The 26,224-nt window shown below is 37.0% G+C and carries 27 protein-coding genes and 8 pseudogenes; 12 read left to right on the plus strand and 23 right to left on the minus strand.

Translation table 11 applies throughout. The annotated features are described in order from the left end of the window. The first annotated feature begins 29 nt into the window (after positions 1–29). On the plus strand, positions 30–770 hold the full coding sequence (gene nfsA, locus MKX38_RS12705) for an oxygen-insensitive NADPH nitroreductase (protein ID WP_119899595.1): 741 nt from the start codon (positions 30–32) through the stop codon (positions 768–770). 477 nt (positions 771–1,247) lie between these two features. Here nfsA and MKX38_RS12710 read toward each other — a convergent pair whose 3' ends face one another. Then, entirely contained in the window at positions 1,248–2,375 is a 1,128-nt protein-coding gene (locus MKX38_RS12710) for a Rap family tetratricopeptide repeat protein (protein ID WP_038429342.1), read from the minus strand. Positions 2,376–2,561: 186 nt separating this feature from the next. Between MKX38_RS12710 and MKX38_RS12715 the strand changes: the two genes are divergently transcribed. Genes MKX38_RS12715 through MKX38_RS12730 form a run of 4 tightly spaced genes read left to right on the plus strand, consistent with a single transcriptional unit; the run spans position 2,562 to position 5,723 of the window. Continuing rightward, positions 2,562–4,454 (plus strand): T7SS effector LXG polymorphic toxin, encoded by a 1,893-nt coding sequence (locus MKX38_RS12715; RefSeq protein ID WP_339187298.1) that lies wholly within the window; start codon positions 2,562–2,564, stop codon positions 4,452–4,454. A 21-nt stretch (positions 4,455–4,475) separates the two neighbouring features. Further along, positions 4,476–4,835 (plus strand): ribonuclease toxin immunity protein CdiI, encoded by a 360-nt coding sequence (gene cdiI, locus MKX38_RS12720; RefSeq protein WP_040082462.1) that lies wholly within the window; start codon positions 4,476–4,478, stop codon positions 4,833–4,835. A gap of 51 nt (positions 4,836–4,886) precedes the next feature. Then, a complete protein-coding gene (locus MKX38_RS12725) occupies positions 4,887–5,222 on the plus strand; it encodes a tRNA-Val4 (protein WP_317680597.1) in 336 nt (111 codons plus the stop codon). A gap of 60 nt (positions 5,223–5,282) precedes the next feature. Continuing rightward, on the plus strand, positions 5,283–5,723 hold the full coding sequence (locus MKX38_RS12730; RefSeq protein ID WP_317680596.1) for an SMI1/KNR4 family protein: 441 nt from the start codon (positions 5,283–5,285) through the stop codon (positions 5,721–5,723). A 193-nt stretch (positions 5,724–5,916) separates the two neighbouring features. Here MKX38_RS12730 and MKX38_RS12735 read toward each other — a convergent pair whose 3' ends face one another. From MKX38_RS12735 to terS, 6 genes and pseudogenes are all read right to left on the minus strand, one after another. Then, the gene (locus MKX38_RS12735; protein ID WP_268310042.1) at positions 5,917–6,462 is read right to left on the minus strand and encodes an SMI1/KNR4 family protein; all 546 of its coding nucleotides are present in this window, start codon (positions 6,460–6,462) and stop codon (positions 5,917–5,919) included. Positions 6,463–6,482: 20 nt separating this feature from the next. Continuing rightward, complete coding sequence (locus MKX38_RS12740; protein WP_317680595.1) at positions 6,483–7,475, minus strand: HNH endonuclease signature motif containing protein; 993 nt, start codon at positions 7,473–7,475, stop codon at positions 6,483–6,485. A 132-nt stretch (positions 7,476–7,607) separates the two neighbouring features. Beyond that, positions 7,608–8,566 (minus strand): annotated as a pseudogene (locus tag MKX38_RS12745) (N-acetylmuramoyl-L-alanine amidase). 43 nt (positions 8,567–8,609) lie between these two features. After that, positions 8,610–8,750: pseudogene (locus MKX38_RS12750) on the minus strand (phage holin family protein); the annotation flags it as partial. Between the two features lie 26 nt (positions 8,751–8,776). Next, positions 8,777–8,962 (minus strand): annotated as a pseudogene (locus tag MKX38_RS12755) (phage terminase large subunit); the annotation flags it as partial. Next, positions 8,959–9,726, minus strand: a complete 768-nt coding sequence (gene terS, locus MKX38_RS12760; protein ID WP_317680594.1) for a phage terminase small subunit — start codon at positions 9,724–9,726, stop codon at positions 8,959–8,961. The pseudogene MKX38_RS12755 and the gene terS, both read right to left, overlap by 4 nt. Before the next feature lie 181 nt (positions 9,727–9,907). On the opposite strand from terS, the gene MKX38_RS12765 reads away from it, so the two are divergent. Together MKX38_RS12765 and MKX38_RS12770 are read left to right on the plus strand one after the other, a co-directional pair. Continuing rightward, positions 9,908–9,994 carry a YjcZ family sporulation protein gene (locus tag MKX38_RS12765; RefSeq protein WP_073991391.1) on the plus strand — a complete coding sequence of 29 codons (87 nt, stop codon included), beginning with the start codon at positions 9,908–9,910 and terminating at the stop codon, positions 9,992–9,994. Between the two features lie 40 nt (positions 9,995–10,034). Continuing rightward, entirely contained in the window at positions 10,035–10,127 is a 93-nt protein-coding gene (locus MKX38_RS12770; RefSeq protein ID WP_088326573.1) for a YjcZ family sporulation protein, read from the plus strand. 187 nt (positions 10,128–10,314) lie between these two features. Here the strand turns inward: MKX38_RS12770 and MKX38_RS12775 are convergent, their stop codons facing one another. The 8 genes and pseudogenes from MKX38_RS12775 to MKX38_RS12810 all read right to left on the minus strand — a co-directional run bounded on the left by MKX38_RS12775 (position 10,315) and on the right by MKX38_RS12810 (position 14,319). Beyond that, entirely contained in the window at positions 10,315–10,530 is a 216-nt protein-coding gene (locus MKX38_RS12775; RefSeq protein WP_273796126.1) for a CotD family spore coat protein, read from the minus strand. Between the two features lie 561 nt (positions 10,531–11,091). Next, a complete protein-coding gene (locus MKX38_RS12780) occupies positions 11,092–11,547 on the minus strand; it encodes a sigma factor-like helix-turn-helix DNA-binding protein (protein WP_033884487.1) in 456 nt (151 codons plus the stop codon). Between the two features lie 91 nt (positions 11,548–11,638). Continuing rightward, positions 11,639–12,376, minus strand: coding sequence for a hypothetical protein (locus MKX38_RS12785; RefSeq protein WP_033884489.1), 738 nt, complete (start codon positions 12,374–12,376; stop codon positions 11,639–11,641). Between the two features lie 175 nt (positions 12,377–12,551). After that, positions 12,552–12,758, minus strand: a complete 207-nt coding sequence (locus MKX38_RS12790; RefSeq protein WP_033884491.1) for an XtrA/YqaO family protein — start codon at positions 12,756–12,758, stop codon at positions 12,552–12,554. A gap of 81 nt (positions 12,759–12,839) precedes the next feature. After that, positions 12,840–13,271, minus strand: a pseudogene (locus MKX38_RS12795) (RusA family crossover junction endodeoxyribonuclease). A 74-nt stretch (positions 13,272–13,345) separates the two neighbouring features. Next, positions 13,346–13,495, minus strand: a complete 150-nt coding sequence (locus MKX38_RS12800) for a hypothetical protein (RefSeq protein ID WP_134818976.1) — start codon at positions 13,493–13,495, stop codon at positions 13,346–13,348. After that, positions 13,486–13,746 (minus strand): annotated as a pseudogene (locus tag MKX38_RS12805) (ATP-binding protein); the annotation flags it as partial. The gene MKX38_RS12800 and the pseudogene MKX38_RS12805, both read right to left, overlap by 10 nt. A 171-nt stretch (positions 13,747–13,917) precedes the next feature. Next, positions 13,918–14,319 (minus strand): hypothetical protein, encoded by a 402-nt coding sequence (locus MKX38_RS12810; RefSeq protein ID WP_080529581.1) that lies wholly within the window; start codon positions 14,317–14,319, stop codon positions 13,918–13,920. Between the two features lie 422 nt (positions 14,320–14,741). Between MKX38_RS12810 and MKX38_RS12815 the strand changes: the two genes are divergently transcribed. Then, positions 14,742–15,584: a sialate O-acetylesterase gene (locus MKX38_RS12815; protein ID WP_163130587.1), complete on the plus strand. Its 843-nt coding sequence runs from the start codon at positions 14,742–14,744 to the stop codon at positions 15,582–15,584. Then, positions 15,581–16,138, plus strand: a complete 558-nt coding sequence (locus tag MKX38_RS12820) for a PadR family transcriptional regulator (RefSeq protein WP_103803722.1) — start codon at positions 15,581–15,583, stop codon at positions 16,136–16,138. Before MKX38_RS12815 ends, MKX38_RS12820 begins: the two co-directional genes overlap by 4 nt. A gap of 178 nt (positions 16,139–16,316) precedes the next feature. On the opposite strand, the gene MKX38_RS12825 is transcribed toward MKX38_RS12820, so the two are convergent. Beyond that, a complete protein-coding gene (locus MKX38_RS12825; RefSeq protein WP_163130585.1) occupies positions 16,317–16,853 on the minus strand; it encodes an AAA family ATPase in 537 nt (178 codons plus the stop codon). A 264-nt stretch (positions 16,854–17,117) separates the two neighbouring features. On the opposite strand from MKX38_RS12825, the gene MKX38_RS12830 reads away from it, so the two are divergent. Together MKX38_RS12830 and MKX38_RS12835 are read left to right on the plus strand one after the other, a co-directional pair. Further along, on the plus strand, positions 17,118–17,636 hold the full coding sequence (locus MKX38_RS12830) for an ImmA/IrrE family metallo-endopeptidase (RefSeq protein WP_339187309.1): 519 nt from the start codon (positions 17,118–17,120) through the stop codon (positions 17,634–17,636). 5 nt (positions 17,637–17,641) lie between these two features. Further along, positions 17,642–18,034, plus strand: a pseudogene (locus tag MKX38_RS12835) (sigma-70 family RNA polymerase sigma factor); the annotation flags it as partial. A 571-nt stretch (positions 18,035–18,605) separates the two neighbouring features. On the opposite strand, the gene MKX38_RS12840 reads toward MKX38_RS12835, so the two are convergent. Continuing rightward, positions 18,606–19,286: a TetR/AcrR family transcriptional regulator C-terminal domain-containing protein gene (locus tag MKX38_RS12840; protein WP_015714344.1), complete on the minus strand. Its 681-nt coding sequence runs from the start codon at positions 19,284–19,286 to the stop codon at positions 18,606–18,608. A gap of 130 nt (positions 19,287–19,416) precedes the next feature. On the opposite strand from MKX38_RS12840, the gene MKX38_RS12845 reads away from it, so the two are divergent. Beyond that, positions 19,417–20,760: an MATE family efflux transporter gene (locus tag MKX38_RS12845; RefSeq protein ID WP_033884504.1), complete on the plus strand. Its 1,344-nt coding sequence runs from the start codon at positions 19,417–19,419 to the stop codon at positions 20,758–20,760. Between the two features lie 523 nt (positions 20,761–21,283). Here MKX38_RS12845 and MKX38_RS12850 read toward each other — a convergent pair. From MKX38_RS12850 to MKX38_RS12875, 6 genes and pseudogenes are all read right to left on the minus strand, one after another. Then, on the minus strand, positions 21,284–22,381 hold the full coding sequence (locus MKX38_RS12850) for a glycosyl hydrolase (RefSeq protein WP_033884505.1): 1,098 nt from the start codon (positions 22,379–22,381) through the stop codon (positions 21,284–21,286). A 774-nt stretch (positions 22,382–23,155) separates the two neighbouring features. Then, on the minus strand, positions 23,156–23,932 hold the full coding sequence (locus MKX38_RS12855) for a sulfite exporter TauE/SafE family protein (RefSeq protein ID WP_033885479.1): 777 nt from the start codon (positions 23,930–23,932) through the stop codon (positions 23,156–23,158). Between the two features lie 59 nt (positions 23,933–23,991). Further along, positions 23,992–24,219, minus strand: coding sequence for a sulfurtransferase TusA family protein (locus MKX38_RS12860; RefSeq protein ID WP_042976637.1), 228 nt, complete (start codon positions 24,217–24,219; stop codon positions 23,992–23,994). Positions 24,220–24,252: 33 nt separating this feature from the next. Next, a pseudogene (locus MKX38_RS12865) lies at positions 24,253–25,387 on the minus strand (MBL fold metallo-hydrolase). 29 nt (positions 25,388–25,416) lie between these two features. Continuing rightward, positions 25,417–25,629: pseudogene (locus MKX38_RS12870) on the minus strand (DsrE/DsrF/DrsH-like family protein). Positions 25,630–25,659: 30 nt separating this feature from the next. Beyond that, positions 25,660–26,217, minus strand: a complete 558-nt coding sequence (locus MKX38_RS12875; protein WP_339187314.1) for a sulfurtransferase TusA family protein — start codon at positions 26,215–26,217, stop codon at positions 25,660–25,662. Positions 26,218–26,224 lie beyond the last annotated feature (7 nt).

The following is a 26,224-nucleotide window of genomic DNA, read 5'->3' on the forward strand; positions in this document are numbered from 1 at the left end:
CTAATATGTTAGAAAGGAAGAATATCAATATGAATAAAACAATTGAATTACTTTGTAATCATTCATCTATTCGGTCTTTTACAGATCAACCTCTCACAAAGGAGCAACGAGAGGCAATCTTTAAGGCAGCTAATCAGACTTCATCTTTCAGCCTTCTTCAGGCTGTTTCTATTATTAGAGTTACAGATCCAGATCTTCGAAAAAAAGTGATGGAACTTTCTGCGAATCAGCCTTATATTGAAGAGGCAGCAGAGTTTTGGATTTTTTGTGCAGATTTTAATCGAAATCATCAAATTGCTCCCGATGTAGATCTTGAGTATATTGAATACCTTTTAATAGGTACATTTGATGCTGGGCTCATGGCTCAAAATGCTTTAACTGCAGCCGAATCAATGGGACTCGGTGGTGTATATATCGGTGGAATAAGACTTAATATAACAGAATTAACTGAGGTATTACATTTACCAAAACATGTGATTCCTTTAGTGGGGCTATGCATAGGTCATCCTGCTGAAGAGAAACCTGGACTAAAACCACGTTTGCCACAAGCAATGGTCATGTTTGATAATCAGTATCAGGCACTAGATGATGAAAAATTAGCAACCTATGATCAACAGATGCGTGAGTACTACCGAGATCGTCCTGTTAAAGCGCCTTTCACAGTGAACAAAGTAAAGGGATGGAAAGATCATATTGAGGACCATCTCGAAAGAAGCAAACTCCCCTTCATGCTTGAGTATTTAAATAAACAGGGATTTGCTAAAAAATAATTAGATATTTTTGCAATCCAAATAAAAGAGGAAGAGTTTTGACACTCTTTCTCTTTATGCACCAACTCGATCTGCGGCTATTTTGAAACCACCATTTAATCTTCATCTAAGAAGGAGTTTTTATTAAGTAACCCTCAAAACCACTTAATTCCCTGCCTGTAAATTTTCCATTGAAACCAAAAAGTTATTGCGGTCTCACCGAAAATTTAAATTGCGGTGCCCTATTGCCTTTTTCTCTCCCCAAAAATAAGGTTAGGCCTCAAGGATTTAAAAGGGGATACTAATTAGATTCCATTGTTTCTGTTGATATCAAATAAAAAAACCTCCATTCATAAAGGAGGTTTAATGTAATATTATCAAGTTTGAAAACGATCTGAGGCAATATGGAATGTGTTTTGAGTTTGATTTTCTGTTAAGTTGGATCCGAAACCACACACTAAAACAAGTGACAAACCCAGGATTAGGCATACCTTCTTTTTAAAAGTCATACAGGCATTCTCCCCTTTGAATTTGTGTTTGAGTCTCAAGCATTTTCTGATGATATACATAGGATGTTTCAAATTCTTTTGAGTTTGCGTAAGCAGCTGCGGTCTCACAGGCAATGTCTTCAATATATGAATAGTTCTTATTTTTTTCTAAGTATTCTATTGTTTGATTAACACCTTGTTGGTCCACTGCATCGACATAAAGAGCTTTTAAATATCCCTGTAATTTTGCGAAAAGCTCATCACCTTGATAAAGAGCTGCTGACAAACCTTTCTTACTTACTTGGATAGCCTCATTCATTTTTCCTTGTTTAAAAAGGATTTTTGCATAAGAAAATAAAGAATGTGGCAAGTTTGTGAGCTTTTCTTTTTCTGTAATCTCCACTGCTTGCTTTATGTATACTTCCGCCTGCTCGTAATCACCACTGTCAGCAAAATTAGTGCCTAAATTATATAGTGCAGAACTAATCAACCTTTTGTTATTCAATTCCCTAGATAACTTTAATGCCTTTTCAAGATGCGGCTGACTTTTTTCGTAATGTTTAAAATCAGTATAATTCCCTGAGATAACAAACATACATTGAACTTTTCGCACCTTATAAAGTTCATATTGATTATAAATATCCAACGCTTGTTTAACGTGATGCATAGACACATGACTTTGCTTCATACCATAATATGCTTCAGCTAACTTAAAATGAAACTCTGCCCTTTCGATCTCATCAGGGACATGTATAAGCTGCTTTTCGGCTTCTCTATAATAGTAGATAGCTTTCATGTATTGCTTCTTATCAAACTCGTACATCCCTCTGAAAAACAGAGAATAATACGATAACAGGCCAGATATGCCTTTATTTGAAGTCTCAATTTTTTCAAGAAGTTCCTCAATAGTTGGTCTTATACGTGTCGTTACGGGTTCCAAATAATCTAACATGAGCTGATGACGAAATTTCATTAAGGAGAAGTAAATGAGTAAATACTCATCTTCCTCCATCCGTTGGATTTCTTGCTCGACCTCTGCCTTTAAAATCTCTGCATCCGGGACACTAAATTGACGTATCATTTTATACCATTCATTGATCTTTACGCCAACTTCTGACGATGATAAAACCGGATTCACAGGACCCCTCCTTTTATGTCTTTTTATGTAATATTCTAACATTTCCAAAAAGTGTTCGGACCGCAAAAAAACCGCAAACTTTTTATTCGCTATCTTTGATATGATCAATCAAGTTAATTTTAGGTTCGTTTCTTCTTTCTTCCATGGTAATATTTTGTTATATGATTAAAATGAGAGGGTTTGATTATGAAAGTCTTTGAAGCTAAAACACTTATGTCTGAAGCTACAGACCGCGCCAAAGAATATAAAGAACTAAGGACGCAAATGGTCAACTTGAGAAAAGCTTTACAAAGCGTCGCTGAACTGGATGACAGCGAATTCTCTGGTAAAGGCGCTAATAACATTAAAGCATTCTATCACGATCATGTTGGTGTCACTGATCAATGGATCGACTACATTGACATGAAGATCGCGTTTTTTAATAGCATTGCCGGAGCTGTCGAGGACAAAGGTCTCTCTGATGCATATATTGAAGAATCTTTTTTAGAACATGAACTGGCTAACGCCCATAAAAAATCAAAGTCCATCATGTCTGAACAGAAAAAAGCCATGAAAGATATCCTAAACGACATTGATAACATCCTTCCGCTCGACCTGTTTTCAACAGAAACCTTCAAGGATGAGCTTGCAGATGCCAATGACAAACGCAAAAAAACCATTGAAAAACTAGGTGATCTTGACGAAGATTTACTGACAGAATATGCAATGTCAGAGCCAAATGAACAATTCATCAAGTCAGATTTCCAAAAGCTCCAAGAAGCAACGGGCAAAGGCAAAAACGCTACGCCCATCCACTACAACGCTAAGGCGTACCGTGAGAGTGACATACATAAGAAAAAAGGCGATATTGAAAAGCGTACAGAAGCTTATTTGACGATTAAGAAAGAGGAAGCGAAGGAACGCGAGATAAAAGACTTAAAGAAAAAGCTTGCGAATGGTGTCTCAGATCCGGATGAGTATTTAGAAATTGCGAAGAAGATCGGGTATGAGAACCTTGAACCTGCACAGTTACAGTATGTGGTGCAGCTAGAACAAGCAAAACAGCTGAAGTCCGTCGGTGAAAGTGTAATCAATGCGGGTAAAACGGCTTTGGATATCATCGATGGGGTTAATGATGGGCTTAACGATGCGATTGATGATACGATATATGGCATCAAGGACTTGGTTGTAGGCGCATGGGAATTTTCACAGCTCCCTATGGAACTAAAACTTGCAAAAACAATCACAACAGTCTTAAGTGTCCCCTCCTACCCTAAAATAATTTGGACAAACATCGTCGATTCATGGAATGATAAAATGATAAATGGCAATGCATATACAAGAGCACATTATATCAGTTATGCGGTCGGTAATATCGTTGGTCCAAAAGGTGCAGGTGTTGCAGTGCAAACCACTACTAAGCTCTCAAAAGTGGGTAAAGTGGTTGAAGGTGGAACAGCCGCTTCTCATGTGAATAAAGGAATTACAAAAGGAAACAACCTTATTAATCCCTTTTTTAAAAACAGATATGAACCTGCACTTGTAGGAATTGCACAAGATATTGAGAATACTCATAACGTTAAAAACACACCACTGTTAAAAAGTATAATTGAAGAAGAAAAAAATAATGCTTTTCACAAAATAAATGTTACTTTTAGGCAAGGATATGATACCCATTTAGTTGAGGTAGAAGATATAGTTAGAAAGAAAAATAAAGGAATTGTCGGCGGTCACAATCTACAGAATTTTGAAAAGGCATTTATTGATAAAGGTTGGGATTTAGAGAGTTGTATAATTTCAAAAAGAGAACACCCCACAATTGATGGTATCTATGAAATTGAATATGGTTTACCTGCATTAGATAGAGAAGGAAATATCAAACCTGGAGAACTAAAAAAAGTCCGTACTCCAAAGACAGTTTATGATCCCGAGAAGATCTCAAACGAACAAATGTTGCAGTGGGGAGAAGAAGCAATGAAAAATGGAGAAGTAGTCGGGAGAAAAGTAACTGGATACGCTAAAAATGGTCTCAAGTTTGAAGGTTATATTGATGAAGCTACTGGAGAAATAACAAATTTTTTCCCTACCTTAAATGATTAAATAATTCGGAGTGAAAGTGAAATGGATAATAAAAACAAAGACTTAATCAACTATTTTTTTCAAGTTATGGGTGATGAACGTTTTTTACGCATTTTAGAGAAATTCTCCAACGGAGAGGGTTATGGAATAGAGAATGTCTGGTGTGTATTTGCTGATGACTACGAGGAGTGGGAAGAAGATTATTTTGGAGATGAGGGTATAGCTTTTTATTTCGATTACCCAGCAGTCGAGGAAGATGAAGAAGTCATATTAGATTACGAAAATTTCTATAAATATTTAAATGAATTTGTTAGGGAATATGTAGAACGACACCCAGAAAATAAACCCGAGGTAGAGAACTACATGAAAAGAATTAAGGAAAAGTATGATATTAAGGTATAAATAAAACTTCATATCCGTTATATAAATAATAATCTTTAAGGGAAATAACATATGAAATATCCATACAAATTTGAAGAAGATCCCTTTGGTGATTTAGGAATAGTATTGCCAGAAGAAGTCAGTATTTTCTCTGATTTTATTGAAAACATCGCTACAGAAGAACAAGCCAACGAATATATAGATTACATTGAGAAGGTTTCAAAAGGGATATATGAAGATTTTGAGATTGAGTTAAATGCTACAAGTGTTCTCATCAAGAAAGATGTGACAATTGTTGAAAACTCTTTTAGGATAGAAAAACCCTATGAAAACTCAATTGAAACCGATCAATTTAGAGAATTGCTATTAATATGGCGAGATAAGATTCCAGATATATTTAAAGGTTGAATAAAATTAAAACCCTTCTTACATAAAGAAGGGTTTTACATATCGAGGCGGAGATACCATATGGTTGAATGGGATTTCGGAGAGCATCCTGTTAGTAACGAGGAAATTATTGAAGTAGAAAACCTGTTACAAGTAAAGTTCCCAAAAGATTATTTAGAATATGTCAAAATCTATTCTGGCGCTACCCCCTCTCCTGAAACTTTTGATCTTGAAGATAGGGAAAAAATTGCATTCGGATACTTACATAGCTTCCATAAAGAAAGTGAGTCATATATAGTTAACGTTTCTAATCGTTATCGAGACGGCAGAATACCAGATAAAGTAATACCGATTGCTGATGACGTGTTTGGCAATGAAATCTGCTTCGATTTTAGAAAAAGACTCAGTAGTCCTTCTATTGTATTTTGGGATCATGAAATGGCATTTGAAGATCCTGAAAGAGCTTTAAGTCCTGTATGTGATTCTTTTACAGAGTTGGTTAATAAACTATACGAGGAATAAACAGATAAAGCCTTTCCCCTTCTTTTTGAGGAGAAAGGCTCTTTATATTTAAGCAAGGGATAACTTTGTCCGGCAATGTATACTCCATATTAAATATGCAGAAAGCCTTCTCATAACGAGAAGGCTTTCTTACACAAATACCGTCAACATGTTCTGGTCATTAGTGTTTAACTAGACGTTTTTTGAAATTTCTTTAATTTGTTCTATAATAATTTTCAGCTGAATACAGATTCCATTTCCAAAAATTCGCTCCTTGCGAAACAATATACCTGTCTACAAAGAGCTCGAAATTCAAGTTCAGAAATTCATACTCCGTTTGATTAAGTAACCATAAATAGTTTGGATCTGTTGATGCCTTTGTTTTATCGATTAACAAATAACAGCCATCTAATAAATGAGCGACAGGAATAAAGGTTGGCTTCAATAAAGCTATTGTCTGCATACTCTCATATATCTCTTTTAAACTTAAAATGTGAAGTCCGCCACCAACATTACTGCCATAAATCATTACATCATATATTCTGGCGCCGTTATGTGTTTTCAAAAATACTCTATAATCTTCTGGAAGAGTAACGTTTAGCTTCTTTTCAAATTCCGTTATTTCTTGATCTGTAGCGCTTGCAAAGAATTGACATTCAACTTCATTGAGGGTTCCTTCTTTACCTAAGATTTTCATTTGCCCTCTTTCATCAAGTAATTCCTTTAAACCTTCCAGTGTTTTTTCAATAAAAACAGCCATATCGACACCTCACATTAAAATTAATATCTAGCCCACCACGGATTTAAGAGCTGCTGATGCATAGTCCTTGGTAAAGGGTACAAGTTATTAAAGCTATTGTTCCCCCCACGTTCTCTAGGAATAACATGGTGAATATCTACTGCGGACCAGTCCCATTTAGGATTTCCGTATGTGTCTATATATTTCTTTATATAGGCCCCACGATCCTTGCTGCTATCCCAATCAACTCTATCTTTTTCAGGTACTTTAGGCAAGTCTGCTCTACTCGGTAGTGGAAGCATTTTGTTGTTATGATGATTGATAATCGCTGGATAGATCTCACCAATCTTATTAGCTAAAGTAGGAGCTAATTGTCCAGTAGATGTATCTGGAAGTGAACCTTTCCATCCAGCTACTGTAGTGTGTCTAGAAATATAAAATTTAGTTGATTTTACACTATATGACTTAGAATATGATTTGCCAACTTTTATATTAGCACCTAAAAACTCTCTACTGTGAATAAAAACCCTTTGATATTTCCCGGAATACGTATTACTTGTATAAAGATCATTTGACGCTTCTATAACAACCGGCTTTTCGCCGACTATATTTTTTATTGCGATTTTTGTCGTGATTGTTTTTTTATTGGGGTCATAAGTTGTAAGGTAAGACATTGTAACCAGACTAGGTGTTTTTGCTGAGGTTTTTGCATTGTTATCTTTTATATCAACAACTGGAACGTTCACTACATTATTTTCTTGTTTTACAAGGGGATTATTATAGTTTATTTCACTTTTAATATTGTTATTGAACAATTGTTTAGATTTTTGAATGACAGAAGATCTATCACTTCTGTTTAAGCTTTCAGTCTCTCCATTTTTATTGACCTTCAAAACCTCTTGTTCTTCATATGTAATTGGTTTTTTAGCCTCTATGAGGTTTTCTGTAGTAGCCTTGGCCGGAACTGAGAAAATAGAGATAACTACTATTAAACTTAAAACAATGCTACAAAACAAGTTTTTTAAACCTTTCATATACATCCTCCTTTATTAATTTACGAGATTATAATACAAAATATTTCCTTTATATTCAATAATCTGTAAAAGTTTTTTGTGAAAATAGTATGAATAAGAATGAAGCCCTCTCGTAAAGAGATGGGCTCTTTTTCACTTCAATGATGCTTCAATTTTTGCTCTAGTCTTAGGTCCATAAATTCCATCAGCAGAAAGCCCATGCATCAACTGAAATCGTTTAACCGCGTTCGCCGTTTTCGGACCATAATAGCCGTCAATGCCGTTGTTTTTCGCTCCTTTATCCGGGTAGAAGTATAGTGCAGCCAGTGCTTTTTGAATTTGTCTGACATTTGTCCTTTCGTCATCGGACTTGTCACTTTAATAACTCCGGAAGGAAGCGGGTATGATCTCTTTTTGCCGCTTGTTTTAGTGCTGCTGGATGAATCGGATTCTTTTAGTTTCAACTTTTGGCCAACTTTGATTTTATTCGGGTCTTTAATGTTATTCCAGCTCTGAAGATTTGCCACGCTAACCCCTTCAGCTTTTGCAATTTTGGAAAGTGTATCCCCTTTTTTGACTGTATAAGTTGATCCTGAAGAGCTACTTGAAGAAATACCTCCAAAGGCCTTTAATTCTTTTTCAATTGCAGCCTTAACTTGATTCCATCTTCCCTCTGACAAAATACGGTGCGGGCAATACTTGCCGTTCCAGTCTTAGTGCTTACGGACACGATCAACACCCCATCCGCGTTCTTTCAGTAGCCGCGCCACAAACTTAATAGCGAGCTTTTCCGCTGCCTTATATCGTTCCCCTCCTGACTTGCTATAACAAATTTCGACACCAATCGACTTACGATACCCTGTACCGTTTGTTCCATCTCCTGTGTGCCAAGCGTTACGATTCGTTGGAATCCCTTGAATGACTTGTTTATCGTCTACTGCAAAGTGAAAACTCGTTGAGCTAGAGTTATTCTTCATGTAAGAAATCTCATTGGCTGCTGAAGCATCATTTGCAGTGTTATGAATAGTGATATATTCAGCTTTCATTGGATTAGGACATTTCAATCCATACTTTGATTTAGAGACTAAATTCTTTACAACTTTAATGGCTATATATCCTCTCTCCTTCTGTCTGTGTAATAAAAAAGCCACTGGCTTAGCCAGCAGCTTTGTCTGCGTTATTCTTACTCTGTTCTTTTTCGTTCTCAATCGTTTGTAATCGATCTGTTATTGATGATGGGATTTTAACACCGATCTGCGCTAAATTTTCAGTTATTGACAATTCTTCATTAGCGACAGCTTCCTGACGCACGTAGGTAAAATATCCCTATGTGTGTCGTACACCTCTCTGATAACAAGTGCAGTTCGTTTTTCTTTAAGCAATTTCAGAACAATTTTGAGTGCCACATGATAGCTTTTGGATGATCCATAACCACCCACAAGAAACTGAAACTTTTGATTCCAGTCAAAGAGAAATTCTTTAAAATGAGGATTTACTTGTTTAATCATTTGTCATCACTCTTGTTTACAATGGTGATCTCAAAAGGTTTGTCTTCTTCTGTAAGTTTTTCGATCTCTAATTTTTTCTTGTTGATATTTAAACGCATATTCTCCAATTTAAGGCGTCGTTCGTCTTCCGAGTGGGCTACATCAAACTGTTTAATAAAGTTCCTGAGCTCTGCCATTGCCCTAGATTGAGCGTTCAAGAACGTTGCATGACGATCCCAAGAAAATTGGAATTCGTATTCTTCCTCTTCGACTTCGTTTGTCTCAGATAGGACAGACTTTTTCTTTTTTAGTTCCTTAATCATTTCTTGCTTATCAGAAACGAACATGTTTTTTTGCGCCCTTATAATTGCGGCATATTGGATCTGTATCTGATCCCATATCATATCGACAGGCAAACGTTCTTGAATACCTTCCATGATGGATAGCGTTTCTTCTGGCAGGAACTTAGAGAAGAATCCATGAGTCACAGCGTTTTGATTTCTCAGTGGAGCTGCACCACCTTTATTTCCTAATGCATTTTTATTTCCAAGCGGTGCTCTTCCTCCCTTATTTCCTTTTGCATTTTTGTTCCCTTTAGGTGCGCCTCGACGCAAAAGAGCGCTCCCTTTTATTTTTTCTTCCCATTTATCGTTTGTTTTCCATTTTCGGACAGTGCTACTTGTTACGTTTAATTGCTCAGCAATGTCTTTTAACTTCTTACTCCCGCCGCTCTCTTCCCAAAAACGAAAAGCTTTGTCTCTGCGTGGATCTCGTGGTCTTGGCATTACATCTTACCCACCTCCGGACCTCATGTTTGAGTTTGTGTTTGTTTTAATAGTTTTTGCTGATGTATCTGCTATTACACCTTTAGACAAAATATTCATTTTCTCTTATTTAGACTTAAATCTATGTCGAAAATTATTGTTTGACATATCTTATACTAACTCCACTAAAAGAGGTGATAACATGTCAAATGGTTACAATAGCTCCTTCGTGTTAGTTGTGGTGTTGTTCATCCTGTTAATCATTGTGGGTGCTTCATTCCTTTATTAGTCTTGAAATATTTTAATCTACTATTAAAGGAGGTAACTATATGGGATACTCGAATGGTTATGGTAGCACTTTCGCATTAATCGTAGTGCTATTCATTCTATTAATCATTGTTGGTGCTGCATTCCTTTATTAGTCTTTAGGCACTTTAATCCAAAGCGGCCTTTTGAATTTCACCTCCCTGTACGAAGACGCCATAAGAAGTTTTTATGGCGTTTTGCAATGTTATTAACAATATCCTTAAATTGTAAAAATAGGATAGACAATAAAAAGAGAGGCCACTTTAAAACCTCTCTTTTTTAATTAATTGTTTTCGGAAATCCTTAACAACAAGGTTTTCCGCAATACTTATGATGCTCAGTGACAGGATCGTAACTTGAGTAACTATGCGGAAAGTAATGAACATGCTCATAATGTTGATGATTCACGCTAGTTGTATGTTGCGGATGAATGTGAGGAACAATTGTATTTGAGAACGTATGATGTTCACAACACTTAGTCGGATGCACAATTGGAGGTAAAATTTTGAAATGATGCATATTTTCTTCTCCCTTCATTATTTTTTATCTGTTATAAACTATGTTCAGAAGCATCTACTAGTACTATTACAACCACCTATTTACCGCTCCATGAGGATTTAGCAAACAAAACCATGCACATCACAACAAAAGCTGTATAGATTACTTATTAGAGCAACTCTCCACTCCACATAAATACCCCATCGCTCTGCCCCACGTTTCTCCAACTCTTTATGATCAACGTGGGGTTTTATTATGAAAAGCGCTCCTCAATATGAATAGAACCCATTTTTCTTGGAAATAATCCTCCTACGAACGAATGCACCCGTTATTAGTGAATTCGCTCTAAAAGCCTCGTTTGATAGAGCACATTCAACCCTTATCATCATCAAACATGAGGCTTTATTTTGTTTTTGTCGGGAATATTAATTTTTACGCAATACTGCTGGTGTTTTATCACCCGAATTCACTGTATAAAACCTCCCAGTTGAGTTGATCCTCGCTTATCGCTGGGGGGTTTTCTCATTCCATGAATGTAGTGGTGACGCAGGAATAATTCGCCGCGCCGACCTGCCTCCCATTTTACACTACAGATTTTTTCGGATTCAACAAGCGCTCAAAGTGGCAATCTTGGCATAATTGGCTGATCAACTCGTCTTTCATTTTGCGTACAGTTTCCCTTGAAATGCCAAGATGAAGACCTATTGCACGATAACTCATCCCCTCCATCATGCAATCATAAATAACTTTGTGCTGCTCCCCTTTGATCTTTTCTGCCCCCAACTCAACTGCATATACTCGTTCCTCATAGTACTTAAGACGTTTGAAAAGACGTTCCTCTCTCATATCCATTTGCTGCAATTCTGCCTGACTCTTCCCGGGACTTCCTTTTGGCATAGCTGCTTCTAATCCATATTGTGCAACGCCCCAATTTTTCATTGGGATTACTGAACCATAGAGCACTCTCTGCAATCGATGAACCTCTTTTGCCATCCAGTGATAGCTATTGATTAGATTTTCAATATCTTTTCGATTCATGATTGTGTTCTCCTTTTCCAAATAAAAAACGGACACCAAACAAACAGTGTAATACTGTAAGTTTAGTGTCCGCAGGCTTTCCGTCTTGGACTTAAGTATTGTTTTTTTCTATTTTAATCTCGATAGGTTTATCATATAAATCTTCTTTCTTCTTGATCATAGTTTTACTGCATAAATTGTGGTTACTTTCATTTCCTAATAAAAGATATTCTCTATTTATCGAATGTAATATATACCATGTTTCTTTTCCATCTTTTATGTAAACTTTCGTAGTTTTATTAAAATTAAATATTGGTTTTAAAAGGGCTGGAATATAGCAAGAAAAATATACAGAGATAAAAAATGCAACAATTTTTTGAGTATTTGTCTCAAATTGAAAAGACAAAATTAAACCATTGAGTCCAGTATAAAAATACAAAAGGATTATTAAATATATTATTGCAATAAAGATTTTTAGAGGTTTACCCTTAATCTTTTCTATGAAGATGTAAAGTAATAAAAATATGGACACTAACATTATACCAGCTATACTTATCCACCTTATAATCTCAAGCCAATTAAAGTTGGGATTATAACTTGAAATAAGCTGAGCTATTGAGACAAAACCGAGCGTCCAGATCAAAACAGAAATACAATATATCCCCAACCTTATAATTAATAATTGTTCCTTGGAGTAAAACTTTTTTTCAACAATACTTGAAGAAAACATAGTGACTGGATTCCCCGCTCTTATAAGTTGTACTATTAAAAATCCAACTGCACTTATTGCACCAGGAAACCCTAAAGAGGTTAATAATTGTTTAAAAGTATCTTCGATTTTAATCACCACTCTTAAATTTCATAGTTATTCCATTTTACCAATTTACGCTCTCCTTCTCAACGCCTATTATTAGACGTATCGGGTAGTAAAAAGTTGATTAATCACCTGGTTTTAAATTCAAGGGGATAACAACTGTTGGTTAATTTTATTATGCTACACAAAAAAATAATTGATCAAATGCTTTTTACCTCACCTTAAATCCTATCTCATGATCAACTCTTGCAAAGCTCCCCTTTACAGTTTGAATAACAGTCTTACCGTGCTCAGGAGCATCTAAGACATGAGCAGTTCCCTGATTCCCATCTAAAACAATGATCTGAACTTTTCCTGGGTCAATTTTCTGCTGAATAGTGAAGTCTTTTTTGACGTTAATTTCTCTTGGATTGTACACTCAAAGCGCCCCCTATGTTATGATAGAAGTACCAGTTCATATCAAGAACACTGAGGCTAAGCGCTTCGGTGTTTTTTATTTTTAGGCAGAAACCTCTTTTATCATGATTTCCACCCTCGGCTCTTCGCTATAAAACTTACTGACTTTCAAATCCACCACCTGATTATCATCTTTGTATATCACTGATTCAAAGCACTTTCACACCCTTTACATAGTTATCAACATCAGGCTTTGTAGTATTTCAGCTTTCTCTTTCTTCTTTTTTGAGTTTGAAACTGACTTAGGCATTGGTCTGTACACTTTGACATCCATTGAAACAGGACCAGTAATAATTGTTTCTGGTCGATGCTGAGACGCAACCAATGCGACATACTGCTTAAAGTGCTTTGATTTTGCTGGATCCCGCATATGCACCTTCCCATTTCTTATTGATCCACGCGGCCGTCCTTGTGCGACTGGCTCACCATAAACAGTGAACTTAATGCAATCCAACTGTTCTTTACCTCCCGTCAAGCTGTTCCCATAGCTGAATTTCTTTTTCTATTCTCGGTGCGGAGAGTAAAATTGCCAGCAGAGACACGACTGCTTTAAGCACTCAGCATCCGCTCCATTTGCTTTATTTTTTCCTCAAGTAAACGGATTGTTGGTGTAAGATCTTTACCTTCAGTTGGATTTGAAGGTCCAAATATATAAAGTCCACCAGTTACTTTCACATTCGTTTCCTCCTTCATTCCCAATCACCTAACCTATGATTTAATTGCATTCGATCGCCTTTAATAATCACTATGTAATCACGGCACATCTGGTGAATTCGTGAACCAAGAGCCTCGTCAATGTCCAAAATTTCATCGATTGTTAACTCCGAAGAAATCAGCAAAGGCATGTGATTTAAGTATCGATAATTCAAGACTGACTGTATTTGTTCAACCTGCCAATCGGTTGCCCTTGGCTGACCGTTTATTGGTTTGAATAAGTCATCAATGAATAGCGAGTTTTACAACTAAGTTGTCAAGTTATGCCAGCAATACTTATGATAATCTTCTGGAATCATGGTACTTGCAAGGAAAGAAAAAAAGTGCTCTTAAATCCGTTTAAATCTAAACACAAAAGAACCGCAACTGGCGGTTCTTTTAGTATATATTCCTTTTTGACTTCATTATTATTGGACAGTACCATAATCAAAATCAATATCTTTCTTGTCTAAATCTCCCTCAAAATTTTTAGCATAAGTCATTGTTAAATGTACGCTTTTATCTATCCACCAAGTTCCATCATCAGTATTAGTATCCCAAGTAACATCTATATCTCTTCCCAAATTCTCAAAAAACACCAAATTTCCAACAGCTACTGTTTTTCCGTTGATTTTGTAATATATTAGAACAATTTTCTTATCAAATATACCTGTCCCGTGCTTTACGATTGTTAAACTATAAGGCTTATTAGGACATTGCTCTTCAAGTATAACTTCAGGATTTAAAAATAAAACATAACAAATGAATAGAATTGGTACAATCGTTAACCTTTTTAATACTTTTTTATTGATATTTAACCTCTTCAACATAGTCCTCCCTTTTTAACAATCCATTTCATTTGGGATACACCCCCATCATTGAACGTATTTCCTATGAAAAATGATTTTGAAGCTCATAGGAACCCTTACATGACAGGGTTTTTGTTGTTTTTTCATTGTCTATCAAGATCTAAATCAAAAAAAGCTATAAAAAATATGGAGTGATACATATTATACATGACTAATATGTATCACTCCTTTAGTTTTTGTTCAATAATCGCCCCCGATAGTGGGATAAGAAATAGCAAAAGAACTTGCTATTTCTCAAATACATCCACCAAATGTTCAATGTTAGTTTGTTTTTCATACATACTAATAATAAAAGTAAAACCTTATTAAAACTTTACAAGACAAACTGAATCGACTATAGTCTAATTAGACTAAAATATTGATGTAAAGAAGTGAAAAATTAGATGATAAAGTCTTTTTTAATGTTGGGGCAGTCGAATATGGCGGGCCGTGGATTTTTGAATGAAGTAGACCCGATCTATAATGAAAAAATAAAAATGCTGCGCAATGGACAGTGGCAGATGATGACAGAGCCGATTAATTATGACCGTCCGGTTTCCGGCGTTGGCCTGGCGGCATCTTTTGCAGATGCTTGGTCGAAAGCTCATCCTGATGAAGAAATTGGCTTGATCCCTTGTGCCGAAGGTGGCAGTTCATTGAATGACTGGCATCCGGAAGGCATCCTTTTTCAGCATGCTTTGTCCGAAGCCCGCTTCGCCCTCCGGTCCAGTCAAATTTGTGGAATCCTTTGGCACCAAGGTGAGAGTGACAGTTATCGTTCGCTACATGAAACTTATTACGAGAAATTAACTCTTATCATTGAGACGCTAAGAAACGAGTTGGAACTTGATGAGGTACCGTTGATTATTGGAGGGCTTGGTGACTTTCTTGGAAAGACCGGTTTTGGACAGCACGCGACTGAATTTCGACAGGTTAATGAACAATTGCTGCGTTTTGCTAATGAAAAACAGAATTATTATTTTGTTACTGCAGCAGGTTTGACTGCGAATCCTGATGGCATTCATTTAGACGCAGCTTCACAACGCAAATTCGGTTACCGCTATTTCGAGGCTTTTTCGAAAAAGCACCATATCCTGAAACCCATTTCGGGAGAGGAGCAATCGCTGAAAGTGAATGGTGACTATTCTAAAACAGAACAGATTTACCTTCATAGTATGGATTTGGCTTCGGGTAAAATCACGTACGCGGAATTTGAGGCGCGGATGGCGAAGGTGATGAAACCATGATTCCCTTACTTATCCTTGGCTTGCTAATCCAAAACCCCGGAGCTCACGGCTATGAACTTCTGGCCTTAATGGAAAAGCGTCATTACAAATACATTGTTAACTTCACGAAAGGTTCATTTTATTACAATCTGCAGCAGCTTGAAGAAAAGTGTTTTATTGAACAGATTGAGCAGAAACCCTCAACCAGCGGGCGTGAAATCCGTAACTACAAAGTCACAGATTCGGGAAGGGCAGAATTCGAAAAATTAATGATCAAATACGGCGCCAAATCGGAATATGTGAACCTGCAATTTTATGGGGCGTTACTCTTTGCAGATGAATTCGACAAAAATAAATTACTGGAGCTGATCCAATCACAAATCGATCAGACTAAAACTCGAATCGAGCTCCTTGATGAATACCTGTCCATCACTCAAGAAATTCCCGGCACAATCGATTACTTTCGCCGTATGAACGAAAATTCCCGTTCACATCACTTGGTTAATTTAGAGTGGTTTGAAAAATTGAAAGCAGAAATAGAATCGACTATTGCAGAAAAAAAAATGCAAAGTTAAATATAAGAATATTAGTTACCTACATATAAAACCTGTGTCGTAGATATTTAGTAACATCTTTGATACAGGTTTTATACTCCTTCTTTAATTAAACCACAATAGGGTTGTCAACACTTGCCCTCAACAAGAGCAAGTGAATCAGCTCCGTGTTCTTCTTTTTCAATCGCTAGCCGTTAGTTTAATTAGAATTCAAATAATCCAAGACGCGGTGAACTCTTTCGCTGACTGGGCAATCGCCTTCAATTTTTAACACTGGACAAGATAAATCTGCCATCCAATGTTCATGCAAAGCTCTACTTCTAACTTCCATTCCAGCAGTATCATATAAAGAAGCCCACTCTAAAAATGCTTTTGATTGTTCATATTTACTGCCACCGGCTAACACTTCATTTCCATAACGCTGAAATTCCCTATGCCTTAATCTCTCAAGCCGTATATCTTGTGGAATCCATAAGAAGACGACAAGGTCAAAATAACTTTTTAGATTATCGCCCCAGCCACACACTGCACCAGAAAGAATCCATTTCTCATTTATTGTTAAGTCTTTTTCAAGCAACTTTCGTCTTTCAGGAATTTCTCTTTTTTTAGTGAATTTATCTAACCAATAGTAATCATCGGTATCAAGATGCGTATGAGGCAAATGCTTTGATAATGCAGCACCCAATGTTGACGTTCCGACCCCAGAGGCTCCCAATATGTGAATATTTTTTTTCATACTTCCCCCTCCTTATTAAGCAACCAAACTCCCTGTTGCATAAGGTACTTACTATTATTTTGACATAAATCCCTAAAGACCTTTACTTTTCTAGAGAAATCCAGATGCGTGTTAAAATCATCATACTTACGAAAACAGTCATTATTAAACGGATTCATATTCCATCTCCTTAGACGCATTTTTCTATGAAAAAAGTCTTAATTTCCATATAATATTTAAACGAATCCAATTTTTAGATTGTCGTCTTTAAGGAGGTTTTTCATCTTGAGGTATACAAACAGTCATTTAGAGGATTGGATTGAAAACTTATACAGAAAGATTGATATTACAGAGCCTGAACAAATTAATTTTGAACGGATTGCCGAGGCTTTAGATATTAGGCTGTCGTTTAAACCTGTTACAAGCTTCGCACTTAAACACAGCGGAATTTATAATATATGCTTGGACAGCCATAAAAGCCGAACTGAACAATGGTATGATTTTGCTCATGAATTTTGCCATATATATAGACATGAAGGCGATAAAAAAACAATGCCTGCAACTTGGACTGATTATTTAGAGTGGCAGTCCAATTATTTTACATATCACTTTTGCATTCCAACTTTCATGTTGCGTAATATTAATCTTTCGTACATACAATCACATGCAATTGAAAATGCAGCTTGGTTATTTAAGGTATCCCCTTCATTTGCTAAGAAACGTTTGAGCATTTATTACAGGAAACTGACTCAACATTTATTTAATCAAACAGTTACGGGAAATCTGTGCACCCCCCTTTTGTAATTAATAATGAAATCCTCATGCATTTGCGCGCATTGAAAAAAACAAAAAAAGACGTCTCCCTTCACGATCCGATCGGGCAGGATAAGGAAGGGAATGAAATAAGCCTGATTGACGTTTTGAAATCAGAAAACGAAGACGTGATAGATACGATCCAGCTCAATATGGAGCTTGAAAAAGTGAAACAATACATTGACATTTTAGATGACCGTGAGAAAGAAGTGATTGTCGGGCGGTTTGGACTTGATTTGAAGAAGGAAAAAACGCAGCGAGAGATTGCCAAAGAACTCGGTATCTCACGCAGCTATGTATCGCGGATTGAAAAACGGGCGCTGATGAAGATGTTTCATGAGTTTTATCGGGCAGAGAAGGAAAAGCGGAAGAAGGCGAAGGGGAAATAATGCAGAAGAAGCCGGATCTCATACTCCGGCTTTCTCTATTTCATTAAAGTTTTTTTAAAAAGAAAATAGAGAAAAAATATATAAAAGAGTGATGAAAATCAGTTTTGTCATCACTGATAAACTCTTCGAGAAAAGCGTCTGGATCATAGCAGATGGCTTCTCTCTTATGAGGCGTTACTTCCCTCCATCAAGCGATTCTAAGCCGGACGTTCTAAAAGCTCTCCTGAGAAAATCCTTAGATCGGTATACTTCAGTACATTCCTAGTCACTGCTTTCTTTATAGAGGCCTCATCTATGCTGTCGATACCCTTACATATATGACTATCACAATGAGAGGACTTTTAATGAATATGAAGAATCAGTTAAAAAACATTGGTTAGAAGCAGTTCATTTTAAAGAACTACTCATTTTATTTCTTCTTCAATTAAATCACTGGCGTTTAAGTACAATTCTTCACAATCTCTTCTGTTGACTCCAATCCCTAAGTAGTGCTCCTCCAGTACGGTGACACATATAGAGGGACGAGAAAATCTCATTTAAACTGCCCATCCGATGGCGGGCAGTTTAATTATTACCTCTCCTGTTCCTTTATCACCCTCTCAATCCCATATAAAATCAGTTTCAAGCCAAACTCAAATGCTCTGTCAGTCCCCATCAACTCAAACAGCCCGTTCGTAAACATCCTCCGGAATAATCCCGCATCTGTCTCGCTCATGGAATCAAGAAGGCGTATCATCTCCTCCCCCGGATGCTCTTCTTGGTCCTTCAGGATAGCAGTGACATTGCGCTCATGCTGATAATCGTCTAAAACGAAGTAGAAGACATAGTTTACAAGCGTAGTAACCACTTGCATTTTCTGCTCTTGCTTAAGTGGTGTTGATTCCACGCAGAGTAACATTCGGTTCGTGAATCGGATGATGTCCGGTTCATGGGGCAGCGTCATCATCATGAGCTGCGTAGAGCAAGGATATCGGCTGAGCACGTTCCGTACCGTTATCGCAAGCCCCATCAGCTGCTCCTTCCAGTCTCCCTCGGAGTGGAACTCCTCCAGAATCATTTTCGATACTTGGTTAGCCAGACGCTGGTAAAGCTTCTGTTTGCTCTTGAAATACCAGTACAGAGAGGGAGCCTGAATCCCTAGCCTGTTGGCCAATCGTCTCATGCTGAATGTTTCGATGCCTCCCTCCCCAAGAAGTTCCCACGAGGTTTCTAAAATCTTTTCCTCTGAAATCTGAGGCTGCTGCTTTTTCATATTATCCGTCCTTTTATCTAACAGTGTAAGTTTCTCTTTACAGGTTTATAAAATGATGATACCATCTAACACTGTAAGACTCAAACTAACAGTGTTAGATTAAATATAAACAAGAAAGAAGTGAAATATAATGGATACAGAAAACCTCTATTATTTTGAAAAAGCACCGATCGCAAAAGCTGTTGCTCACTTCGCTATACCGATGATGCTAGGTACATCAATGAGTGTCATATATTCCATTCTAAATGCCTTTTTCCTTGGTACACTCCACAATACCGCCATATTAACCGCACTCGCATTAACCTTGCCGTTATTTGCAATCATTATGGCGCTAGGCAACTTGATTGGCATGGGCAGCGGTACATTCATCTCCCGTTTGCTCGGGGAGAAAAAATATGATGATGTAAAGCATGTATCCTCATTTGCCTTTTACAGCAGTTTAGTTCTTGGTCTTATTGTGATGGCAGTGGGTCTCCCTTTAATCGATCCAATTGTTCATGGCCTGGGGGCAACATCTGACTCCTTCGGCTTCACGAAGGAATATGTCATGGTTATGCTTATTGGTTCACCTTTCGTCGTATTATTTTTCACGCTGGAGAATATCGTGCGCTCAGAGGGTTCAGCAATCACGTCGATGACCGGTATGATTCTCAGTGTTGTTGTAAATATTATGCTTGATGCGTTAGTCATCTTCGTATGCCATTGGGGTGTAATCGGAGTTGCGTCTGCTACCGTCATTTCCAACTTGGCTGCGAGTTCATTCTATGCCTTCCACATGGGATATAAGAGCCAGTTCTTAACTGTCTCCGTAAAGTGGTTCAAGGTTGGCCTGGATATTCTGAGCAATGTATTAAAAATCGGCATTCCGGTCTTTATTATGAGTATTTTTTTGGGGGCAATGTCTCTTATCTTTAATCATTTTCTTGTCGAATATGGGGACAAAGCCGTTGCTGCATACGGAATTTCATCCCGCTTATTTCAATTTCCTGAATTTATTTTGATGGGACTATGTGAAGGGGTCGTACCGTTAATTGCATTCTCTTTTACAGCGGATAAATTACGCATGAAAAATACCATTGGATTTACATTAAAAGCGATTGTGACGCTAGCATTAATGTTTGGCGTTATCGTCTATTTAATTTCCGACCATCTAATAGGTTTATTTACAAATGACCCGCAATTAATTAAAATAGGCAGCTACATTCTACATGTTACGTTTTTATCCATATTTATTACAGGGATGTCCTCATTATTTACTGGTATCTTCCAAGCTACCGCGCAAGGAACGGCCGCTTTTGTTATGTCATTTATACAAGGAATTACTCTGATTCCTGTATTGTTCATCGCCAATCAGGTGAACGGCTTTCATGGGGTGGTTTGGTCACTTGTCATTGCAGATACAGTCGCATTCCTTGTAGGTGCCATCATGCTTTATGCTTTGAGGAACAAATTGCAGCCTGAATTGAATAGTTAAGTGCTAGTAAACATATGACATTTAAATCCGTATTGTAAACTAATCAAATATGTAAAAAAAGATAGTTTAGCCCTCATAATCGGCTAAACTATCCCCTTCTCAAATCCTCCCACTTTATTATTAATGTAGTTTAGAAGAATTGAACCCGCACGAGTTATTCCGCTCACTATCATTGATTATGAAGCTTATATATTAAAAAATGGTGAGCTCAAAACAGTAAACGTCGGGCTTTTTTACTCTCTTCCTTTTAAATACACGATTAGAATCATCAAAAACAATAATGATATTTACACAAATTGCGATTTACGCAAAAGTCACCACTCCTCTTTTCATGGACAGAAAAAGAGGAGCAAACCTATGTCTGCGTCTTAACGTTTTTCTTTGCACAACGTCTAGTATCTTCTTTGGAAACCATAACGTCCATTTCTTCTATGATGAGATGAATTTTTCTGTAAGAAATTCAGCTAGTCTTACTAAACCACATGAAGAAATTGTTTACTCATTATGTCCTTTGTCATTTCAGTTATTCAACTATTGGTGTAAGTGAACTACCAGCCCATACCTCTCCCTTATTAAGGGTCCAGCTGTCATTATAAAAATTAGACCCACCTTTATTAACCGAAGGGCTGTGAACCTCATCCCAAGTTAGAAAGTACACGGTTTTCGGATATTTTTGTTTGACTGTATTAAGAAACACAGCATAATCCAAATTACCATCTTGTTTTTGTGTGCCGATTTCTGTGAACGCAAATGGCTTATTAAGAGCTGTTAACTCATCATATCCTTGAATTGAAAAATTGTCTGAGAAATACGCATCTAATCCAACAATATCAACATATGAAGATCCAGGATAAAAGTCAGTCTTAAAGTCTCGATTGGCGTCCGGTGAGTAAACCCATATCAGGTTGTCCAAACCTCTTGTATCAGTCATATAATGATAGATTTTTTGATAAAGTTGTTTATAAAGTGAGAAGCGCTGGCTGTCTTTTTTGTTATATTCGGTTAGTCCCCACCAAAACCATTCTCCATTCATTTCATGAAGAGGCCTGAATAGAACAGGAACACCTTCATTTTTTAACTGATCAAGGCCATCTGCAACTTTGCTCAGAACAGCCTCTAACCGCTTGCCCTCTGTAGTTGATGAGTCTAAGATCTTTTCATACTCACTGTTTGAAATATGGGAAGCATTTTTCCCAAAAGTACTGGATGCAGGATTAGCTAGATGTAAGCTAATCTGTGGTATTCCACCGCTTTTCCAATATGAGATTAAGTCACTGTTGCAACTATAGTCGATCGTCTCAGTAATATCAGAAATATAGGGCTTCTCCAACCATCCACTGGAATAGTCACAACCATAAATTGCGGGTAGCTGGCCTGTAGCATTCTTAATTTGGTTGGCTTCTTTCATGGAAAACGAAGCATTTGTGAATCCGCCGAATGCACCTGACAGTATGCGATTTTCAGATCGGTTTGGCAGATGAGCCAGCCAATTCATCAACTCTTTCGTTGTTGCCTGTGCATTAGGATTCACAGGGTAAACTGTATGAGCAAGAGCCGACTGTGAAAAAGATGAAACGATTATGAAAGATAGTAATATAAAAACACCAATTTTTTTATACATATATATTCTCCGTCTTCTACTTTTTATTATTTTAATCATTTATTCTGTTAAAGATTTATAAAGCACAGAATCTATTAAGTCATTTACGCTTTTTCATCCCCTTTCATATTTAAAATAAGAGAGACCTTCCTTAGAGATATTTGCATTTACCCATTGTATATCTCCATTTTTTGGGCATTAATTATATTAAACCGAAAAATATCTTCTTTCATCAGACGTTTCACCTGTTTTTTACTGTATGCCTCACAGACTATAAAGCAAACTTTTCCTTTTTCATTTAAACCTTATTACCTATTTCATTAAGTCGAATTATTTTCGATATTAAGTGGTGGATGATTTTCACTCTCTTTTTTTATCCTTTTAAATTATTTTAAAAAATAATCAAAAAACAAATCATTTTGATCCCTATTCATACCAACGTTACTTTTGGTACAAAGTCCTTTATAAACAGAAAGAGGAGCAAACGTATGGTTTACTCCTCTAACTTAGTTTCTTTCTTCTTGGTTTTTCATAATCTGATGTTTTCCTTAACAGCAGTTCCAACCCGTCACTTTCTCCGCAGCATATAATCAAGATTCTAATACCAATCCAAAAGTTATTTTGATCTACTGAGAATTTTAATTTGCGGTGCCCTATTGCCTTTTTCTCTCTGACTCATAGTCAATTTTAAACCATTCAATAAAAAACCCTCAATTGATGTTTCATATTCATTTGATTTTCAAAAACTTCAGCAGTATCAACCTGTTAATCTTTCATTTTACCCGCTGACTTATATCAAAGGAGCTCTAACCAAATTTTAATGGCTGTCGCACTTATTAATAGCGCTAAAATCCATTGCAGGAATTTTGTATTTACTTTTTGCCCAACTGATGCGCCAATAGGAGAAGCAATGAAACTAGCAATCATAAGAACCAGGGCTGGTACAAAAAGAACCTGGCCCGTCATTACTTTTCCAACTGTTGCTCCAATAGATGATAGAAATGTAATCGCAAGAGATGAAGCAACAGTGATTCTTACAGGAATATTTAAAATCGATAACATAATGGGGACCAGGATAAAGGCGCCGCCAGCTCCTAAAATACCTGATACACCACCTATGATTAACGCTAGGGACGAAGCCAACCATTTATTAAATATCACTTCTTTGTCTTCGCTATGTTCTTGTCCTTTTTTAGGTATCAACATTAAAATAACTGCTAAAATAGCCAGAATTCCGTATATAAAGTTAATTCCTTTTTCAGATATGTAATGAGAAAAGTAACTCCCCAATACACTCCCTAAAAGGATGCTGCTTCCCATGTAAATAATTAATGCTTTATTTAGAAGACCACTCTTACGATAAGCCCAAACACCGCCGAGTGTCGCAAAGAAAACTTGAATAGCCCCTATCCCTGAAACTTCATGGGCAGTTAATGACATCACTCCCACTAAAGAAGGAATGTACAATAGCATTGGATAATTAATAACTGCTCCGCCAATACCAATCATTCCGGAAATAAAGGCACCAATAAACCCTATAATGAAAAGAGTTGTGATAAAGGCAATATCCATTTTATTTGCCTCCTTTCATAGGAAAAGGGTATCTTTTTATTCGATACCCTTTCACATTATTAGCCTTTTTTAATCCAAAATTTCAATACATCGCCCTCGTCCGTTTGCTCTAAAAGGTCATGTCCGCCTGATTTAGACCAGGCTGCAAGATCATTTTTAGCTCCCTTATCTGTTGCATGCACTTCTAATATTTGACCTGATTCCAGTTCATTCATCGCTTTTTTTGTCCTGATGATTGGCATTGGGCATGCCAGGCCTTTTGCGTCTAATACTTTATCTGATTTCATGTTCATCTCTCCTCTTATTAATAGAAACTTGTGTTACCGTATTGCACAGCGGTTTGGACCAATCTCCATTTCACGCTGTTTTTCTTCATCTGGGCTGATTTTCCCCATGTTTGTTTCTCGAATCTCTTGGTATGCATTTGGTTGCGGAGGCAAATGATCTGTTACTAGGTGTCTAAATTCTATTTCATCCGCAATGTTCAAACCATGGTTCTCGCTAAATAATGTACTTAGTTTTTTACCAACACTTCCATCCTCATTTAGCTCGTCAATGATCATAAAGTGTGCCGGTAATACAATTAAATCCTTTGATAACGCTTTGTAACGGCTATAAAGCGTTTTTCTTAAATCTCCTACCCAATCTTCTGCCATACCGGCTAAGTCTGGTCTGCCGATTGAATCAATAAACAAAATATCACCTGAAAGAAGATACAGATCATCGACAATGAAAGAAGTGGACCCAATCGTGTGCCCCGGAGAATAAATCGGTTGAATTTTAATCGTTGTATTTCCAATGATCATGTCGTTTCCTTCTTCCAACGGCTGATAATCGAATACCACTTCTTCAGCATCTTTAGGCGGTAACCAGTAGGTTGCTTTTGTTTTTTCAGCAATGACTCTGCCGCCTGAAATATGGTCCGCGTGAAGATGTGTTTCAAATACGTGAGTAATCGTTGCACCCTTCTCCTTCGCAAAATCCATAAAGAAATCTACCATACGTGTCGCATCAATAATTGCTGCTTCACCATTGGAAATGACCATGTATGACAGGCAGCCTTTACCGATTCGAACAAACTGATACATCTCACCGCCATCTTTTAAATCCCCGACTTTTACCGGCTCTAAATGTTCGCTCCATGCTTTCATTCCACCCTTAAGATAGGATACAGAATGACCTGCTTCAGATAGCATTTCGGATACCATGACGGATGAACCTTCTTTTGCACAAACAACCAGCACTTCTTTATCAGAAGGAATTTTCTCCAAGATATCTTCTACGCCATCTAAAAGATCGAAATACGGTACATTTAAATGGTCAAAGTCATGTCCTTCAATCTTCCAATCGTTAAAATCATTTTCATTACGCACATCCAGAATAAATAAAGATTCTTTGTTAAAGATTTTTTTTGTCACTTCTTTTGGGGTCATTGCCTTTACGGTCATGTTTCAATACCTCCTATATCGAATCTTTTAGCGGGACTAAAATGTTAAGGATACATCAGCATCTTTAGTAAAATCTAAAAAGGTAACAGCCCCGCCTACTTCGATTCCTTCCATAAAATCATCTTTTGTTAAACCTATAACGTCCATCGTTATTTGACAACCAATTCATGCAACTCCCATTTCAATCAGCTAAGAATAGAAGGCACATACTTTATAAGCATCAAACAGACCATCATTTTCCGCAATAATCGCTACTCATCTGTTCATCATGCTTTTTATTTATTCGGTTTTACCTGTCCAATCCCGCATACCGGGAACAACATTAATAACCTTTTTAAAACCTTGTTTTTTCATAGTGCAGGCCGCCATTTCACTTCTTCTTCCCGAATGGCAGATAATATAAATTTCATCATTTTCGTTTAATTCGTTAGAGTGCTTTTCCACTTCACCAAGAGGGATATGCACAACTCCAGGGATATGAGCTTTTTCATACTCCTCTATCTCTCGTACATCTAAAATGTTAAGAGACTCGCCACTATCCACTTTCTGTTTGAAAGCTTCTAATGAAATCTCAGGAATTGAAGATGCATTTTCTGATAAATGCTCTCCTCCTTTTCGAAGAAAATGACGAAGTATTTCTCCCTCTGCTTCAGTACCTAGATATTCATGGCCTGTACTTTTTGCCCATGCTTCCAGATCTGCTGTAGAACCTTTATCTGTCGCATGAATTTCCAATACTTCACCAGCTTTTAAATCCTTCATTCTCTTCTTCGTTTTTACGATAGGCATTGGACACGCCAAACCTTTAGCGTCTAGTACAATATTTGCTTTCATCATTTTTTCC

Source organism: Bacillus sp. FSL M8-0025 (genome assembly GCF_037975475.1).
Taxonomy (GTDB): Bacteria; Bacillota; Bacilli; order Bacillales; family Bacillaceae; genus Bacillus; species Bacillus subtilis.